This window comes from Achromobacter sp. PD1, from assembly GCF_048541815.1.
Taxonomy (GTDB): Bacteria; Pseudomonadota; Gammaproteobacteria; order Burkholderiales; family Burkholderiaceae_B; genus Achromobacter; species Achromobacter bronchisepticus_A.
Genome location: NZ_CP183349.1, coordinates 38,403 through 56,240, shown reverse-complemented (window position 1 = coordinate 56,240; position 17,838 = coordinate 38,403). Strand labels below are relative to the sequence as shown.

The following is a 17,838-nucleotide window of genomic DNA, read 5'->3' as shown; positions in this document are numbered from 1 at the left end:
CGGCCCTAAGCCGCCTTGTCTGCGGGTACGCCCGCCACCGCGTCGGGACGCAGTTCCCGGCGCAGTATCTTGCCCACGTTGCTCTTGGGCAGCTCGTCGCGGAACTCCACGTAGCGCGGACGCTTGTAGCCGGTCAGCTTTTCCCGGCACCAATCCTGGATCTGCGCCTCGGTCAGCGTCGGATCCCGCCGTACCACGAACACCTTGACGGCCTCGCCCGAGTGCTCGTCCGGCACGCCGATTGCCGCGCATTCCAGCACACCCGGATGCTGAGCCACGGCCGCCTCGACCTCGTTCGGGTAGACCTTGAAGCCCGAGACCGCGATCATGTCCTTCTTGCGGTCAACGATGCGGGTGTAGCCCTGCTGGTCCATGATGCCGATATCGCCCGTACGGAAGTAACCGTCGGCGGTCATGGAGTGGCGGGTTTCTTCGGGCTTCTGCCAGTATCCCAGCATGACCTGCGGGCCGCGGATGGCGACTTCGCCGCGTTCGCCCAGCGGCACTTCACGGCCTTCGTCATCGAGGATGGCCACGTCGGTGGATGGCAACGGCAGGCCGATGGAACCCGAATACGCGGTCGCATTGGTGGGATTCACGGTCGCCACCGGCGAGGTCTCCGACAGGCCATAGCCTTCGATCAGCGGCCTGCCGGTGATCTTCAGCCAGCGTTCGGCCACCTGCTGCTGGACCGCCATGCCGCCGCCCAAGGTCAGCCGCAAGCCGGAGAAATCCAGGCGCGCGAAGTCTTCGTTGTGCGCCAACGCGTTAAACAGCGTATTGACGCCGGGGAACACGTTGATCGGCACCTTGCGCCATGCATTGATCAGCGAAGGCTGGTCGCGCGGGTTGATGATGAGCACATTGCGCATGCCCGCATGCAGGCCATACAGCCCGCACACTGTCATTGCGAACACATGGTAGAGCGGCAGCGCGCTGATGATGGTGAGCTGCCGGTCCGCGAGGTCATGCACCACCGGCTGCGCCACCGCTTCCGTCTGCAGCACATTGGCCACCAGGTTGCGATGGGACAGCATCGCGCCCTTGGGCACGCCAGTGGTGCCGCCGGTGTATTGCAGCACAGCCACATCGTCCATCGACAGCGCCGGCGGCGCAAAGCGCTGGCGCGCGCCGTCGTGCAGCACGTCGGGCAGCATGCGGGCGCCGTCGATCTGCCACGCGGGCACGATCTTCTTGACGTAGCGCGCGGCCAGGTTGACCAGCGGCGCCTTCAGGCCGCCGAGCAGATCGCCGGGACCCGTCACGACGATGTGCTTGAGCTGCCCGCGGTCCGTGACGCGCTGCAAGGTATGCGCGAAATTCTCCAGGATGACGATGGCCGACGCGCCGCTGTCCAGCAATTGGCGCTGCAGCTCTTCGGCGGTATAGAGCGGATTCACGTTAACCACGACCAGGCCCGCGCGCAGCGTGCCCAGCATGCTGACCAGATAGGCCGGCACGTTGGGCATCATCAATGCCACGCGCTCGCCCTTGGACAGGCCCACGCTTTGCAGCCAGCTGGCGAAGGCCTGCGCGTGCGCATCGAGTTGCGCATAGGTGATGTTGCTGCCCATTGCGGTACACGCAATGCGCGAGGCGTACTGCTTGCAGGCCCGGTCCAGCAAGTCAGTCAGGGAGGCATAACCGTCTGTCGATATCTCCGCCGGAACCCCCTGCGGATAATGGGCAAGCCACGGACGCGTCATGGTATTTGTCTCCATTAAATTGGTTTTTGATTGATGATACCCTTGTTGCGTTCCCTTTTTTCGCCCGAGAGCCCCATGAAACTGCTCGAACCCATCGTCGCGTGGCATCACGACATTTCCAAGATCCGACGCGACATCCACGCGCATCCCGAACTGGCGTTCGAGGAGTTCCGCACCGCCGACGTGGTGGCGGCGAAACTTGAAGAATGGGGCATCGAAATCGACCGCGGGCTTGGCGGCACCGGCGTGGTCGGCATCATCCGCGGCAATCTGCCGGGCGACCGCGCCGTGGGCCTGCGCGCCGACATGGACGCGCTGCCCATGCAGGAGGTCAATACCTTCGAGCATGCCAGCACCCACGCCGGCAAGATGCACGCCTGCGGTCACGACGGCCACACGGCCATGCTGCTGGCCGCCGCGCAATACCTGTCGCAGCACCGCGATTTCGCCGGCACGGTCTACGTGATCTTCCAGCCCGCGGAAGAAGGCGGCGGCGGCGCCAAGCGCATGATCGACGACGGCCTGTTCAAGCGCTTCCCCATGGAAGCGGTGTTCGGCATGCACAACTGGCCCGGCATGAAGGCCGGCCAGTTTGGCTTGACCGCCGGCCCCATCATGGCGTCCAGCAACGAGTTCTCCATCGTCGTGAAGGGCAAGGGCACGCACGCCGGCATGCCCAACCTGGGCATCGATCCCGTCATGGCGGCAGTGCAGCTGGCGCAATCGCTGCAGACCATCATCACGCGCAACCGCAATCCGCTTGACGCCGCGGTGCTGAGCATCACGCAGATCCATGCGGGCAGCGCCGACAACGTCGTGCCCAACCATGCTGAATTGCGCGGCACCGTGCGCACCTTCACGCTGGACGTGCTGGACCTGATCGAACGCCGTATGGAAGAGATCGCGCGCCACACCTGCGCGGCGATGGACTGCGAAGTGCAGTTCACCTTCCAGCGCAACTATCCGCCGACCATCAACCACGCTGAAGAAGCCGCGTTTTGCGCCGACGTGCTGCGCGACCTTGTGGGCGAGGCCAACGTCAACGACCACGTGCAGCCCACCATGGGCGCGGAAGACTTCGCCTTCATGCTGCAGGAATTGCCGGGCTGTTATGTGTGGATCGGCAACGGCACCGGCGAACACCGCGACAGCGGCCACGGCCTGGGCCCCTGCATGCTGCACAACGGCAGCTACGACTTCAACGACGAGCTGCTGCCGCTGGGCGGCACGTACTGGGTCCAGCTGGCGCTCAAGCGCCTGGCCAAGGCCTGACCCTCAAACGCCGTCCGCCGCCCCGACCGCCAGGCACATCGCCAGGAAGCGTTCGGCGGCGCGGGCGGCCGCGTCCGCGTGCGGCACCAGGATGCTCAAGGTCCGCGTCAGCGGCTTGGGCAACAGGCGCAAGGCCGCCAGCGCCCCATCTTCGTGGCGCATCGACATGACGGACACGAAGCCCACGCCCAGTCCGGCACGCACCGCCTGCTTCACGCCCTCCACGCCGGCCAGCTCCAACCCCACCGACGGCGCCAGGCCCGCATCCGCAAACGCACGCTCCACCAGCCGGCGCACGCCCGAACCAGGCTCGCGCATGACCAGCGCCGACGTCGCCAGGTCGCGCAGCATCACCGCCCCCTTGCCCGCCAGCGCGTGGTCCGCGCGCACCACCGCCACCACTTCGTCCTGCCGCCAGGCGTGCACGGCCGTGTCGGCGGGCAGCCCCGCAGGCACGTCGCCCTCGATGAACGCCAGGTCCAGGGCCGGCAGGCGCTCGACTATTTCACGCGTGTTGCCGTCCGACAAATGCAGGCTGACCGCCGGAAAGGCATGGCGGAAATCCGCCACCAGGCTGGGCAGCAGATAGCTGGCGGGGGTGGTGCTGGCGCCCAGGCGCAGATCGCCGGTTTCCAGTCCGCGCCAGGATTCGCGCACCGCCTGGGCCTGCCGGTACACCTGGCGCAACTGGCGGGCCTGCTCGGCCAGGCGTTCGCCGGCTTCAGTCAGCGCGATGCCGTGGCCACTGCGGCGGTACAAGGGTTCGCCGAACCATTCCTGCAGCATCCGCAGCTGGCCGGAAACGGCGGGCTGGGACAGGTTCAGCAACTGCGCCGCGCGGCTGATGTTGCCGGCATCGGCCACGGCGGCAAAGGTAAGCAATTGGTCTGGCGTCATGGTTGCCGGGTCGGGGCCGCCTAAATATCAGAATTACTGATATTACATATCTGAAATAAAGATTTTTCAAATAGTAGGCGGGAAATTAATATTTCGTGAAGTTATTTAGATATGCCTCCTCCAAAAGGCCAGCCATGAGTACCTCTTCCAGCACCGCCGTCCCCCTGCCCGCCACCCCGGCCTCGCCCGCCGCCGCTCCCGCCGCCACGCCGTGGCGGGACAAACTCAATGGCGTGCTGTTCGTCGGCTTGATGGCCGCCGCGGTGATGCAGCTGGCGGACCTGCCCGCGATCCGCCAGCTGGGCTTTTCGCCGCTGGTCGTGGGCATTGTCTGTGGCATGCTCTACGGCAACTTCCTGCGCGGCACCATGCCCGCCGATTGGGGCGTGGGCGTGAACTTCACCGCAAGGCGCCTGCTGCGCATCGCCGTGGCCTTCTACGGCCTGAACATCAGCATCCAGCAGATCGCCGCCGTGGGCCTGCCCGGGCTGGCGGTTTCGGTGGCGGTGGTGGTGGGCACGCTGCTGCTGGGCACCGTGGTGGGCCAGCGCCTGCTGGGCCTGGACCGCGACACCGCCATGCTCACCGCCGCCGGCAGCGCCATCTGCGGCGCCGCCGCCGTGCTGGCTTTCGAGCCCACGCTGCGGGCCGCCCCGCACAAGAGCGCGGTGGCCGTGGCGACCGTGGTGCTGTTCGGCACCTTGTCCATGTTCCTGTACCCGGTGCTCTATCACGCAGGCTGGCTGAATCTCGACACCCAAGCCCTGGGCATCTATATCGGCGGCACCATCCATGAAGTCGCCCAGGTCGTCGGCGCAGCCAGCAATGTCGACCCCGCCACCACCGAAGTCGCCACCATCGTGAAAATGACCCGCGTGGCCCTGCTGGTGCCGGTCCTGTTGATCCTGGGCCTGTATCTGCGCAGCGCGGCCTCGCATGCGGCCGGCGGCCAGGGCAAGGGCGCCAAGCTGCCCATTCCCTGGTTCGCGGTGGGCTTCCTGGTGCTGGCCATCATCAATTCGCTGAACATCATCCCCGCCGATGCCGTGGCCGCCATCCGCCGCCTGGACATCTTCGCCCTGACCATGGCCATGACCGCGCTGGGCATCGAAACCCGCTTTGCCCAGATCCGCAAGGCCGGTCCGCGGGTGATGGCGCTGGGCCTGATCCTGTACCTCTGGCTGTTGGTCGGCGGCTACGCCATCGTCAAGCTGGCGTCCTGATCCCTGGCCCGCCGCGCCCAAGGCCGCGGCGGGCTTTGCGCACGCACGCCGCTGTCGCGTTTTTCCTGCATAATCGGCTGGTTCCCTAGCAGTGGAGTCGGCCGCATGACCTCCAGCACCAAAACCCCGTTTACGACTTTGCCCGCCGATCGCGACGCGGTGTTGCGCGTCATGCCGATGCCGGCGGACGCGAATATCCACGGGGACGTCTTTGGCGGCTGGATCATGTCCCAGGTCGACATCGCCGGATCCATCCCCGCCGCGCGCCGCGCCGCCGGACGCGTGGCCACCGTGGCGGTCAACGCCTTCCAGTTCAAAGAGCCGGTGTTCGTGGGCGACCTGCTCAGTTTCTACGCAGCCATCATCAAGACCGGCACGACGTCGGTCACGGTGTCCGTCGAGGTCTACGCGGAGCGCCAGCGGCTGGACGCCGAGATCGTCAAGGTCACCGAGGCCACGCTGACCTACGTCGCCACCGACGAAGCCCGCCGCCGCCGTCCCCTCCCCACTCTTTGAGCCGTAACGCATGACGCAGTCCGCCGCCGCGCAGAAACCGCCCGCGACGCCCCGCCGCCTCGACCCGGAAGACGCCCAACACGCCCTGGCGGAAGTGCAGGAACGCCTGCGCCGCCAGCAACTGGTTGCCGACCTGGTGCATCGCCAGGAGGAAGGCGACTCCAAGGCCTCGCTGGTCGAGGACCTGGTGCACCGTCAGCACGAGGCCGAACTCAAGACCCTGCTGGACGGGCTGCATCCGGCCGATATCGCTTTCATCCTGGAGTCGCTGCCCAAGGACGAACGGCAAGCCATCTGGAAGCTGGTCAGCCCCGAGCACGACGCGGACGTGCTGCTGGAAGTCGAAGACTGGGTGCGGGAATCGCTGATCGAAGCGATGGACCGCCAGGACCTGGTTGCCGCCACCGGCAACATGGACGCCGACGAGCTGGCCGACCTGGCGCCCGACCTGCCGCCCGACGTGGTGGCCGAAGTCCAGAAGGGCCTGACCGAAGAGGAACGCGCGCAGCTGCTGGAAGCCATGGGCTATCCGGAAGACAGCGTGGGCGCGATCATGGACTTCGAGATGGTCCGGGTGCGCGAGGACGTCACCCTGGAAGTGGTGCTGCGCTACCTGCGCCGGCTGCACGAACTGCCCGACCACACCGACCAGATCTTCGTGGTGGACCGCCAGGACAAGCTGCAGGGCATCCTGCCGCTGTCCAAGCTGCTGGTCAGCGAGCCTGAAACCGAAGTGCGCGCCGTCATGAACTCGGATTTCCTGACGCTCAACCCGCTGGATTCCGACGCTGACGCGGCCGGCGCCTTCGAACGCTACGACCTGGTCTCCGCGCCGGTCATGGACGACCAGGGCCGCCTGATCGGCCGCGTGACCATCGCCGACGTGGTGGACGTGATGCGCGAAGACTCCCAGGAGCAGGCGCTGTCGCGCGCCGGTCTGCAGGAAGAAGACATCTTCGCGCCCGTCTCCACCGCCCTGCGCAACCGCGCCCCCTGGCTGCTGTTCAACCTCTGTACCGCCGCCACGGCATCCTTCGTGGCCTCCCAGTTCGAAGGCACGGTCAGCCAGATCGTCATCCTGGCCTTCCTCATGTCCATCGTGGCCGGCATCGGCGGCAACTCCGGCAACCAGACCATGACCCTGATCATCCGGGCCTTGGCGATGGGCCGGATCACCGGCCGCAACCTGTGGCAACTGGTCAAGCGCGAACTCTTCGTCACCCTGATGGTGGGCCTGTGCGGCAGCCTGGTGGCGGCGCTGTTCGCCTGGGTCATCTCGCACTCGGTGTCGATCGCGCTGGTGATGATGGCCGCCATGGTCTGCAACATGCTGGTCGGCGCGTCGGTCGGCGTGCTGGTGCCGATGGTGCGCGCCCGCTTCGGCAAGGATCCTGCCATGGGTTCTTCGGTGCTCCTGACTTTCGCCACCGATTCGCTGGGCTTCTTCATCTTTCTGGGCCTGGCCACGATTTTCCTGCTGTAGTCTGGATACAACAGCAGGAAAAATCCGCTTCCCTCTGGCGGCGCCTGCTTGACAGCTAGCTGACAGGGTCGAGGACGACTGTTCCATTACAGTAATGGGATTGTCATCCTCCCCCCTTTCAGCGCCCACAATGACCGCAAGATTCCGGGCGGCAATCCTTTGCCTGCTGCTCGCCACCTTCGCCGCCACTGCCCAGGCCTGTGACAGCATGCCCTCATGGGCGCAGTCCGCCTGTAACCGCCTTGACCAGATCTGGACGGAAGGCGGCAACGACCTGTACTTCACCGGCTATTCCTGGCACAACCGCGCCACCTACAGCAAAGAGAAGATCGACAGCTTCAACGAGCTGGCATGGGGCGGCGGCTACGGCCGCAGCATCTACGACGAAGACGGCGACTGGCAGGGCCTGTACGCCATGGCCTTCCTGGATTCGCACAGCAAGGTCGAACCCATCGCCGGCTACGGTTTCCTGAAGATCGGGCGGGTCAGTGAAAACGTCCGCCTGGGCGCGGGCTACACCGTCTTCCTGACGGCGCGCCACGACATCATGAGCTATGTGCCGTTCCCCGGCATCCTGCCGCTGGTGAGCGCCAGCTACAAGGACACGATGCTCTACGCGACCTACATCCCGGGGTCAGCCGGCGCGGGCAACGTGCTGTTCATGTTCGGCCGCTGGCGCTTCTGACGCTTACCTTCAGGCGTCAGAACGCCTGACCCAGCCTGCGCACCAGATCACCCAGGCGCCAATCGTCGATGCCGTGCGCGCGCAGGGCGCGCTCGGTTTCCACGACATAGTCCAGGCAAGGCCCGGAATGCCCCACGGCATTGCGCACGGACGCCAGTAGACGGTCGTCGCTGAGGCCGGCCGCGTATTCCTGGCAGGCCCGGTTCAGCAGGAACACCAGCCCGCGCACCGGCGCGGCTTCCGTATGGCAGGTGAGCCAGCGCGGCGTGTAGGCGCCGGTGACCATTTCCCGGCGCCACAACGCCTGGAACACCGCCGGCACGTCGCAGGCGGCGATCTGAAAGGCCACGCCGCGGCAGCAGCCGCCGCGGTCCAGACCGAACACCAGGCCGGGGTTGTCGGGCGAGCCGCGATGGTCGTGCGACCACAGGCACAGGGACCGGTGGTAGCCGCGCACTGTTGCCAGCCGACGTTCGCGCCAGGTGAAACCGGGATGCCATATCAGGGAACCGTAGGCGAACACCCACAGGTCGTCGACGCCGTTCCAGCCGCCCAGCAGGTCATCCACCGAAAGCGCGCGCCGCGAATTTTCCGTACCGGCGCAGCCGGCGGGTACTGCCAACGACATAGGGTCCTCTGATATCCCGATTCATCCCATGATGGGAGTGCGGATATCCTACGCCGTAGCCTGCGCAAAAGAATTGCGTGATGGGGGCCGGCCGGCGGGCCGAATGGAATTTGCATCCCCGCCGCCCCCTGCCATGGAAAAAAAATTGCGCGCGCCCGCCTATACCGCGTCCAGCGGCAATTCCGTGGTGCTTTTGATGACTTCCATCGAGAAGCTGGCGCTGACGTCCAGCAGGTCCACGGCAGCGATCAGGCGCCGGTAGAAGCGGTCATAGGCCGCCATGTCCTCGACCACGACCTTGAGCAGATAATCGACGTCGCCCGCCATGCGGTGGAACTCCACCACGTTGGGCAAGGCCATCACGGCATTGATCAGGCTCTGCGTCCATTTCTCGTTGTGCTGGCTGGTCTTGATGGAGACGAAGACCGTCAGGTTCAGGCCCAGCGCGCAGGGATCCAGCAAGATGGCGTTGCGGGCGATGACGCCGTCATCCTTCAACTTCTGGATGCGGCGCCAGCAGGGCGTGACGGACAGGTGCACTTGCTCGGCGATCTCGGCGACCGAACAGGTGGCGTCCTTCTGCAGCAAGGCCAGTATCTTGATGTCCGTCTGGTCCATGGGTTTCCTCGGCTGGATCGGCCCCAATCTTGCCCGTTCCGCCTGCCCGCGTCCAGCCTGCGCCCCCGGGGCGCCGGACTTCAGTAGGTCCCGGGGTAGCCGCCGCCGTCGATCAGGATGTTCTGCGCGGTCATGTAGCCGGCCTGCGCGGAACAGACATAGGCGCACAGCGCCCCCAGCTCTTCGGGCTGGCCGTAGCGCCCGGCCGGATTCGCGCGTCCGCGCTCGTCCCAGAGCTGTTCGAAGCTCTTGCCGCCGGCCTGCTCCAGCATGCCCTGTATGTGCCGGACCTGCGCGTCCGTGGCGAAGGCCCCAGGCAGCAGGTTATTGATGGTGACGTTGTGGCGCACGGTCTGGCGCGCCAGGCCGCTGACGAAGCCGATCAGGCCCGAGCGCGCGCCGTTGGACAGGCCGAGTTCAGCATGCGGCGCCTTCACGCTGCGCGAGACGATGTTCACGATGCGTCCGAAGCGCCGTTCCATCATCCCGTCCACGACCCGCCGGATCATGTCGATGGGGCCCAGCATCATGCCGTCCAGCGCCGCGATCCAGTCGTCGTGGCTCCAGTTGCGGAAGTCGCCCGGCAGCGGGCCGTCCGCATTGTTGATCAGGATGTCCGGATGGGGACAGGCGGCCATGGCCGCATCCCGGCCCGACGCCTGCGTCAGGTCGGCCGACACCCAGCCCACGCCTATCCCGGTCTCATGCGATATCTCGGCCGCGGCCTGCTCCAGCGTGGCGGGGTTGCGGGCGGCGATCGTGACCGCCACGCCCTCGCGCGCCAGTTGCAGGGCGCAGGCCCGGCCCATGCCGCGGCTGCCGCCGAATACCAGTGCCGACTTGCCGCTGATCCCCAGATCCATGCCTGACTCCCCTGTCATTGCGCTGCCCGGCGCAGCGTTGCGCCAAAGCAGACCAGTATAGGAGCGCGGGGCTGCCGGGCGGAATGGAATATTTTTCCAATCTGCGGCCCTGACGCGCCGAATTTGGCAAAGGCATTCCAGCGCAAGCTCCTACCATGGAAGCTCTGCCTGGAGGCCTGCCATGTCTTCCATCCAACTCGCCGGCGGCGGCCTGCAATCGCTATGCGCATCGGTGCAGTCCGCCCAATTGAACGCCGCGCGCGCCCTGCTGCGCGACCTGGCCGCCAGCGTCGCCAGCGCCGGCGACATGCTGCAGAACCTGCCCGCGGAGCTGCGCGCCGGACGGGCCGAGTCCTACACCCGCCATATCGCCTACGCCGATCCGCACGGCGCCTTCACGATGGCCTACCTGATCTGGCGGCCCGGCCAATTCAGCCCGGTGCATGGCCACAAGACCTGGTGCACCTATCAGGTGTTGCAGGGCGAACTCACGGAAACCCACTATCGCTGGGATCAGGAGTCCGCCGTCGCCCAGGCCTGCGGCACGGTGACCCGCCGCCCTGGCGACATCGTCACCGCCACGCAAGGCCTGCGCCAGATCCACCGCCTGGGCAACGCCGGCCCGGACATCGCCGTGTCACTGCACATCTACGGCGTGGCCCGGGACGATCTCTGCACCGGCGTCAATCACCTGGTCGACAGCGTCAACCCATCCACTGGCTGACCGGCGCGGCCGCGTCCTGCAGCGGCTGCGCCACCACGTCGATCAGCGCCGGACCGTCGTGCTCCATTGCTGCCTTGATGGCGGCATCCAGCTTGGACGGGTCTTCGACGCGCCACGCCTTGACGCCATAGGCCTCGGCGATGCGGGCGTGGTCGGTGCGGTTGAAATCCACGCTGTAGTAGCGCTTGTCGTAGCCCGCTTTCTGACTGGCCTTGATCCAGCCATAGACCGAGTTCGAGAACACCACCATCAGCAGCGGCGCCTTGTGCCGCACGATGGTTTCCAGTTCGCCCACCGTGAAGCCGAAGCTGCCGTCGCCCATCACCGACACGCACTTGGACTGGGGCCGGCCCACCCAGGCGCCCAGGGCGGCCGACATGGAGAAGCCCAGCGCGCCATGGGCGCGGTTGGTGATGAAGTGCCGGCCGGGGCGCGACACGTCGTAGTAGGCGGAAAAATACGGGCAAGGCGTGCCGGGATCGGCGCAGACCACCGCGTCGTCGGGCAGCAGGCGGTTCAAGGACTGCACCACGCGTTCGGGGCGGATGGGCGCGTCCAGGCTGTGGGCCAACGGCTCCAGCTGCGCGCGGCGCGCCTCCTTGGCGCGGCCGGCCAGCACCGCGCCGTCGGCGGCGTCGGACGGACGGTGCGCCAGGCGCGCCGCCACCTCCACGCCCAGGGCTTCCAGCGCCAGCTTGGCGTCGCCCACCATGCCGACTTCGGTCAGGTAGTTGGCGCCGATCACCATGGGATCGATGTCGATGTGCAGGATGGGCACGTCGCGGTTGGGGAAGCGCCAGTGCTCGGTCGACGTGGAGCCCGCGCGGCAGCCGACGAACAGCACCACGTCGGCCGCGGCCACCACATCGCGCGTCGCCATCACGCCGCCGTTGGAGCCGACCACGCCCGCATTCAGGGGATGGGTGTCGGCCAGGCTGCCCTGCCCGCTCACGGTCACGCAGACTGCGGCCTTGAGCGATTCGGCCAACTCCTGCAGGGCGCCGCTGGCGCCGGCGATGACCACGCCGCCGCCGCAGATGATCACGGGCGCGCGAGCGCCGACCAGCCGCTGCGCGGCGCGCGCGACGTCCAGGGGATCCGGCGCGTAGCGCATGGACGGAAAACGCCCATGCTCAGGCTGGGCCCAGACATCGGACGCGTCCACCTGTTGCTTCATCACGTCGTACGGAAAGCACAAATGGGCGGCGCCGGGCTTGCCCGTCGTCATCGCGCGGAAGGCCGCGCGCACCATGCCGGGAATCTGGTCCGCGCGGTCGATGGTGCGGTTCCACTTGGTCAGCGGACGGTACAAGGCTTCCTGGTCCAGCTCGGTCAGCGGATACTTGCCGCGCGAGCCCACTGCCACGTCCGAAGTAATGCCGAGCACCGGTATGGACGATTCGTTGGCCTCCACCAGGCCGGGCAGCAGATAGGTCGCGCCGCCGCCGCTGGGGCCTTCACACACGCCGACCTTGCCGGTCACGCGAGCATAGGCGTCCGCCATGTAGCCGGCGCTGCGCTCGTCGCGCGTCAGGATGTGCTGCATGCCGTGGTCCAGCCGGTACAGCGCGTCGTAAAACGGCAGGCTGGTGTCGCCGCACAGGCCGAATATGTGCTTGACCCCGTTGTGCTGCAGCATGCGCACCATGGCTTCGGCGCCGGTCATGTTTTCCATGTCATCTCCATTTGTGTTGCACGCATCGCGGCCGCACGGCGCTCCGCCGGCCGCGCCTCGTTCAGTTGTCCAGATTGATGTTGCTGCTCTTGATGAAGGCGCTCCACCGGTCGTATTCCGACTTCACGTAGGCGTCCAGCGCCGGGCCGTCGGAGGCCACGATCTCAAAACCCGCGTCCGTCACCTTCTTGCGGATTTCCGGGTCGGCCAGCACCGCCTTGAAGTCGGCCGTCAGCTTTTTCACGGTCGCTTCCGGCGTGCCCTTGGGCGCGAACATGCCGCTCCAGGAATAGGCGACAAAGCCTGGGAAGCCGGACTCCGCCACGGTCGGCACGTTGGGCAGATCGGGCAGGCGCTTGTCGCCGGCCACCGCCAGCGGCTTGATCTTGCCGGCCTGGATCTGGCCGCGCAGCGCCGCAAAGCTCAGCCAGGTCATGCTGGCCTGGCCGCCCACCACCGCCTGGATGGCCGGTCCGCCGCCGCCGTACGGCACGTGCAGCAACTCCACCTTCGACAGGCGCTTGAGCTCTTCGGGCGCCAGATGGTTCAGCGAGCCCACGCCGGTGGACGCGTAGTTGAACTTGTTGGGCGGCTGCTTGGCGGCCGCGGCCAGGAACTCCTTCAGGTTGTCTCCCGGCACGCTGGGATTGGCGCCCAGCACCAGCGGGAAGCGCACGGTCTGCGAAATGGCGACGAAGTCCTTGAAGGTGTCGTAGGGCAGTTTGGGCTTCACGGCAGGGTTGATGCCGTGGTTGTCGAAGCTGACCAGCAGCGTGTTGCCGTCGGGTTCGGCGCGCGCCACGAAGGCGGTGGCGATCTGGCTGGCCGCCCCCGGCCGGTTTTCGACCACGACCGCACGGCCGCCCAATTGCTGCGACAGGCGCGGCTGCAGGATGCGCGCCAGGATGTCGGTGCTGCCTCCGGGCGGATACGGCACGACCAGCACCAGCGGCCGCTCTTCGGCCGCGGCCGGCGCCGCAATGAAAGCCCCCGCCGTGGCGGACAACATGCATAGCGCAGCCAGTCCGCGCTTTATCCCGTGATTCATAGCATTTCCCCTGCTTGTATGGTGTTGGCCGGCGCTGCCGTGGCGGGTTCGGCCTGGTCCCGCATGTAGATCGTGGAAAAACCGGTGCGTATGACGTCGGTGATCTGGTCCAGGCGGCGGCCGATGTGCGCGCTCATCAGTCCCGGCAAGGCGTCGATGTCGCGCCGCTCCAGCGCCTCGACGATGCGCAGGTGCTCGCCCTGGGTATGGCTGCGGCGTCCTTGCTGCATGTCGATCCAGCGCACGAAATGAATGCGGGCGTTGACGCTTTCCAGCGCGCGCACGAACTCCTCATTGCGCGAGTAGCGCGCCAGCGTCAGGTGAAAGGCCTCATCGAGCTCCAGCAAGCGGGTGGCGTCGCTGTCCTCGGGTACGTCGCGGGAACGCTCGACGAATTCCCGCAGGCTCGCCAGCTCCTGGTCGGTGGCGCGCTCGCAGGCCGCGCGTACGATGCCCGCCTCCAGCACGGCGCGGTATTCGTAAAGGCTGTGGATCTGCTTGGCGTCGAGCAGGCGGGCAATAAAGCCGCGGTTGACCGAACGGGTCAGGAAACCTTCGACCATCAACTGGTTCAGCACCTCGCGCAGCGGCGTGCGGCTGACGTTCAGCCTGCGGGCCAGCTCGACCTCGTTGATGCGTTCACCAGGCTTGAATTCGAAGCGCACGGCCATCGCCTTGACCGCGCCATACAGCTCGGCCTGCGCTTCCTTGGTGCGCGCTGCAGGCCGGATTGCGACTGAGGGTTGCGTCATGCCGGATCACCTGGGTTCGGTTGGATCGTCGGGAATGAATTGCATACTAAAGTGCATACACTTTACCCAACAACCCCGGGTTTCCCCGAAAGCGGGCTATTGTCAGCCGCACTCGCCATGGCCCTCGGGACGAAAAAAAGCCCGCGGCGCGGACGCTGCGGGCGATTTTTTCTTCAGCGGCATCTGCCGCCTGGCGCTTACAGGCCGGTATCCAGCGTGTAGTGCGCGCCGTCCTTGTTTTCCAGGGTCAACGTCGACAGCGTAGGCCCTGCCGCGGCGGCATCCTGGCTCACGTGGATGCGCAGGTTGGCCAGCGGCACGTCCCAGCCGCCGCTGGCGGCTTCGGCCGGTACGCCGGCCACCAGCGCCAGGCGTTCGGCGACCGCGCGCGCGTCGGGCGCGCGGGCATCGATGCGCAGCAAGCTGCGCGCGCCGTTGGGATGCGCCATGAGTTCAGGCGACCACACGCATTCGGGCGTCAGATGGCGGCAGAAATACATGCGGATGCCGGGCAAGGGTTGCTCGGCGAAACGCACGGTATGGAAACGGGCCTGGACTTCCTGGCCATCCAGCATGGCGGGACGGCTCAGTTCCTGGACGGGATTGACGGCAAAGCCTGCCGCCAGCAGGCGTTCGCGGGTGGCTTCGGCGTCATGGGTGCGGAACACCAGCGCCTCCAGCCCGAACGGGGAATCAGCGATTTCCTTGCGCGCGGGCGGCGCGCCGGGCGGCCAGCCCAGCAATTCGACGTACGTGCCTTCCAGCACGATCAAGCGGTTGCACGACCCCAGGTTATGCACCGCCTTGTCGCTCAGGTGAAAACCCTGGCGCTCGAAATGCGGGGCCAGCGCATCCAGCCGGTCGCGCACCATGACCACGGCATGGTCGAATTCAGTGCGGCCGACGGAATGCAGCATGATGGCTCCTGGATCAGACGAGCTTGCCGTGGCACTGCTTGTACTTCTTGCCGCTGCCGCAAGGGCACGGGTCGTTGCGGCCGACCTTGGGCAAGGCATTGCGCACGGGCTGCGCGCCGCTGTCCGATTCAGACTGGGCCAGCGCTTCGTCGTAGTCGGAATGGTGGTACTGCACGTTCTGCACGTGCGGCTGCGCCGCTTCGGCCTCGGCCTGTTCGACCTGTTCCTGCGACTGCACGCGCACCGTCATCAGCACCCGGACCACGTCGTCGCGGATGCGATCCAGCATGCCCGAGAACAGTTCGAAGGCTTCGCGCTTGTATTCCTGCTTGGGGTTCTTCTGCGCATAGCCGCGCAGATGGATGCCCTGGCGCAGATAGTCCAGCGCCGACAGGTGTTCGCGCCAGTGCGTGTCGATCGCCTGCAGCATGATCGAACGCTCGAACTGCGACCACGATTCCGTGCCCACCTGGTCGACCTTGGCCTGGTAGGCCTCGCGCGCGGCGCCCACCACGCGTTCGCGCAGGTCGTCGTCGGTCAGGTTGGCTTCCTTTTCCAGCATTTCCGTCAGCGGCAGCTGCACATGCCAGTCAGCCTCCAGCGCCGTCTGCAGCGCCGGCACATCCCACTGTTCTTCCACCGATTCCGGCGGCACGTAGGTGTTGAACATCTCGGTCACGGCGGCGTCGCGCAGGTTCTGCACGGTGGCGCCCACGCTGGCGGCTTCCAGCACGTCATTGCGCTGCGAATACAGCACCTTGCGCTGGTCGTTGGCGACGTCGTCGTATTCCAGCAATTGCTTGCGGATGTCGAAGTTGCGGCCTTCCACCTTGCGCTGCGCGGTCTCGATCGAACGCGTCACCATGCCGGCCTCGATGGGCTCGCCCTCGGGCAGCTTCAGGCGTTCCATGATGGCGCGCACGCGGTCGCCCGCGAAGATGCGCATCAGCGAGTCTTCCAGCGACAGGTAGAAGCGCGACGAGCCCGGATCGCCCTGGCGGCCCGCACGGCCACGCAGCTGGTTGTCGATACGGCGCGATTCGTGGCGTTCGGTGCCGATGATGCGCAGGCCGCCGGCGGCCTTGACCTGCTCGTTCAGCGGCTTCCATTCAGCGCGCACCTTCTCGATGCGGGCGCTCTTTTCGGCATCGGACAGCGATTCGTCGGCGCGAATCAGATCGACCTGCTTGTCGACGCTGCCGCCCAGCACGATGTCGGTACCGCGGCCCGCCATGTTGGTGGCGATGGTGATGTGGCCAGGCTTGCCGGCCTCGGCAACGATCTCGGCTTCGCGGGCGTGCTGCTTGGCGTTCAGCACTTCGTGCGGCAGCTTGGCCTTCTTCAGCAGGCCCGACAGCAGCTCGGAGTTTTCGATGCTGGTGGTACCCACCAGCACCGGCTGGCCACGTTCGTGGCAGTCGCGGATGTCTTCGAGGATGGCGTTGTACTTTTCGCCGTCGGTCTTGAAGACCTGGTCGTTCTGGTCCTTGCGGACCATGGGCTTGTTGGTCGGGATGATGACCGTTTCAAGCCCGTAGATTTCCTGGAATTCGTAAGCTTCCGTATCGGCCGTGCCGGTCATGCCGGACAGCTTTTCGTACATGCGGAAGTAGTTCTGGAACGTGATCGACGCCAGCGTCTGGTTCTCGTGCTGGATCTTCACGCCTTCCTTGGCTTCGACCGCCTGGTGCAGGCCGTCGGACCAGCGGCGGCCCACCATCAGGCGGCCGGTGAATTCGTCGACGATGACCACTTCGCCGTCCTGCACCACGTACTGCTGGTCGCGGAAGAACAGCGTGTTGGCGCGCAGCGCCACCATCAGGTGGTGCATCAGCGCGATATGGCGCGGGTCGTACAGCGATTCGCCTTCCGGCAGGATGCCCAGGCGCGACAGGATGCCTTCGGCGTTCTCGTGCCCGGCTTCGGACAGGTAGACCTGCTGGCTCTTTTCGTCAACCCAGTAGTCGCCTTCGGGTTCCGGCTCCTGCGGCTTGGGCTCGTGCGCCATGCGCTTGAGCAGCGGCGGCACCGCATTCATGCGGACGTAGAGTTCGGTGTGGTCTTCGGCCTGACCGGAGATGATCAGCGGCGTACGGGCTTCGTCGATCAGGATCGAGTCCACTTCGTCGACGATGGCGTAGAACAGGCCGCGCTGGCGACGGTCTTCAACACGGTATTCCATGTTGTCGCGCAGGTAGTCGAAGCCGAATTCGTTGTTGGTGCCGTAGGTGATGTCGGCCTGGTAGGCCGCCTTCTTTTCCTCGTTGGGCTGCTGCGGCACGACCACGCCGGTGCTCAGGCCCAGGAAGTGGTACAGGCGCCCCATCCATTCCGCGTCGCGGCGCGCCAGGTAGTCGTTCACCGTGACCACGTGCACGCCCTTGCCGGCGATCGCGTTCAGGTAGACCGGCAGCGTCGCCATCAGGGTCTTGCCTTCGCCCGTGCGCATTTCGGCGATCTTGCCGCTGTGCAGGGCGATGCCGCCCAGCATCTGCACGTCGAAGTGGCGCATGCCGAACACCCGCTTGCCGGCTTCGCGCACAACCGCGAAGGCTTCGGGCAGCAGATCGTCCAGGGACGTACCCTGGGCGTGACGGGACCGGAATTCCTCGGTTTTGGCCGCCAGTTCCGCGTCGGAGAGCGCGGAGATCTTGGGTTCGAGCCCATTGATCTGGGTTACCAGCTTGCGATACTGCTTAAGCAGCCGGTCGTTGCGACTGCCTATGAGTTTTTTGAGCAGAGAAACCATGCGTATGTCGGCCGCACGAGCCACGCCGCGCCCACGAAAGGCCGGAGCAGCGTCACCCGTGACTTGATGTTATTGGTTGAGC

16 protein-coding genes are annotated in these 17,838 nt (G+C 66.2%); 6 read left to right on the top strand and 10 right to left on the bottom strand.

The features are described 5' to 3' along the window. Positions 1-5: 5 nt before the first annotated feature. Entirely contained in the window at positions 6-1,706 is a 1,701-nt protein-coding gene (locus tag ACM1PE_RS00240; RefSeq protein WP_059373711.1) for an AMP-binding protein, read from the bottom strand. Between the two features lie 75 nt (positions 1,707-1,781). Here ACM1PE_RS00240 and ACM1PE_RS00235 point away from each other — a divergent pair, with 75 nt between their 5' ends. Continuing rightward, a complete protein-coding gene (locus ACM1PE_RS00235) occupies positions 1,782-2,978 on the top strand; it encodes a M20 aminoacylase family protein (protein WP_059373712.1) in 1,197 nt (398 codons plus the stop codon). Between the two features lie 3 nt (positions 2,979-2,981). On the opposite strand, the gene ACM1PE_RS00230 is transcribed toward ACM1PE_RS00235, so the two are convergent. After that, the gene (locus ACM1PE_RS00230) at positions 2,982-3,875 is read right to left on the bottom strand and encodes a LysR family transcriptional regulator (RefSeq protein WP_059373713.1); all 894 of its coding nucleotides are present in this window, start codon (positions 3,873-3,875) and stop codon (positions 2,982-2,984) included. A gap of 134 nt (positions 3,876-4,009) precedes the next feature. Here ACM1PE_RS00230 and ACM1PE_RS00225 point away from each other — a divergent pair, with 134 nt between their 5' ends. From ACM1PE_RS00225 to pagP, 4 genes are all read left to right on the top strand, one after another. Beyond that, positions 4,010-5,098, top strand: coding sequence for a YeiH family protein (locus ACM1PE_RS00225; protein WP_059373714.1), 1,089 nt, complete (start codon positions 4,010-4,012; stop codon positions 5,096-5,098). 105 nt (positions 5,099-5,203) lie between these two features. After that, complete coding sequence (locus ACM1PE_RS00220; protein ID WP_054457585.1) at positions 5,204-5,614, top strand: acyl-CoA thioesterase; 411 nt, start codon at positions 5,204-5,206, stop codon at positions 5,612-5,614. Positions 5,615-5,624: 10 nt separating this feature from the next. Further along, positions 5,625-7,097 carry a magnesium transporter gene (gene mgtE, locus ACM1PE_RS00215; RefSeq protein WP_054457586.1) on the top strand — a complete coding sequence of 491 codons (1,473 nt, stop codon included), beginning with the start codon at positions 5,625-5,627 and terminating at the stop codon, positions 7,095-7,097. Positions 7,098-7,227: 130 nt separating this feature from the next. Beyond that, complete coding sequence (pagP, locus tag ACM1PE_RS00210; protein ID WP_059373715.1) at positions 7,228-7,782, top strand: lipid IV(A) palmitoyltransferase PagP; 555 nt, start codon at positions 7,228-7,230, stop codon at positions 7,780-7,782. Positions 7,783-7,798: 16 nt separating this feature from the next. Here pagP and ACM1PE_RS00205 read toward each other — a convergent pair whose 3' ends face one another. The 3 genes from ACM1PE_RS00205 to ACM1PE_RS00195 all read right to left on the bottom strand — a co-directional run bounded on the left by ACM1PE_RS00205 (position 7,799) and on the right by ACM1PE_RS00195 (position 9,891). Further along, positions 7,799-8,410, bottom strand: coding sequence for a gamma-glutamylcyclotransferase (locus tag ACM1PE_RS00205; protein ID WP_059373716.1), 612 nt, complete (start codon positions 8,408-8,410; stop codon positions 7,799-7,801). 159 nt (positions 8,411-8,569) lie between these two features. After that, entirely contained in the window at positions 8,570-9,028 is a 459-nt protein-coding gene (locus tag ACM1PE_RS00200; protein WP_042796425.1) for an Lrp/AsnC family transcriptional regulator, read from the bottom strand. Positions 9,029-9,108: 80 nt separating this feature from the next. Further along, complete coding sequence (locus tag ACM1PE_RS00195) at positions 9,109-9,891, bottom strand: SDR family NAD(P)-dependent oxidoreductase (RefSeq protein WP_059373717.1); 783 nt, start codon at positions 9,889-9,891, stop codon at positions 9,109-9,111. Between the two features lie 181 nt (positions 9,892-10,072). On the opposite strand from ACM1PE_RS00195, the gene ACM1PE_RS00190 reads away from it, so the two are divergent. Continuing rightward, positions 10,073-10,615 carry a cysteine dioxygenase gene (locus tag ACM1PE_RS00190; RefSeq protein WP_419342207.1) on the top strand — a complete coding sequence of 181 codons (543 nt, stop codon included), beginning with the start codon at positions 10,073-10,075 and terminating at the stop codon, positions 10,613-10,615. Here the strand turns inward: ACM1PE_RS00190 and ACM1PE_RS00185 are convergent. From ACM1PE_RS00185 to secA, 5 genes are all read right to left on the bottom strand, one after another. Next, a complete protein-coding gene (locus ACM1PE_RS00185) occupies positions 10,596-12,290 on the bottom strand; it encodes a thiamine pyrophosphate-binding protein (protein WP_251877944.1) in 1,695 nt (564 codons plus the stop codon). The genes ACM1PE_RS00190 and ACM1PE_RS00185 overlap by 20 nt on opposite strands. 61 nt (positions 12,291-12,351) lie before the next feature. Beyond that, the gene (locus ACM1PE_RS00180) at positions 12,352-13,338 is read right to left on the bottom strand and encodes a tripartite tricarboxylate transporter substrate binding protein (protein ID WP_059373719.1); all 987 of its coding nucleotides are present in this window, start codon (positions 13,336-13,338) and stop codon (positions 12,352-12,354) included. Continuing rightward, a complete protein-coding gene (locus tag ACM1PE_RS00175; RefSeq protein WP_059373720.1) occupies positions 13,335-14,090 on the bottom strand; it encodes a GntR family transcriptional regulator in 756 nt (251 codons plus the stop codon). Before ACM1PE_RS00175 ends, ACM1PE_RS00180 begins: the two co-directional genes overlap by 4 nt. A gap of 197 nt (positions 14,091-14,287) precedes the next feature. Beyond that, positions 14,288-15,007, bottom strand: a complete 720-nt coding sequence (locus tag ACM1PE_RS00170; RefSeq protein WP_286012350.1) for a VOC family protein — start codon at positions 15,005-15,007, stop codon at positions 14,288-14,290. 13 nt (positions 15,008-15,020) lie between these two features. Beyond that, complete coding sequence (secA, locus tag ACM1PE_RS00165) at positions 15,021-17,756, bottom strand: preprotein translocase subunit SecA (protein WP_059373722.1); 2,736 nt, start codon at positions 17,754-17,756, stop codon at positions 15,021-15,023. Between the last annotated feature and the right edge of the window lie 82 nt (positions 17,757-17,838).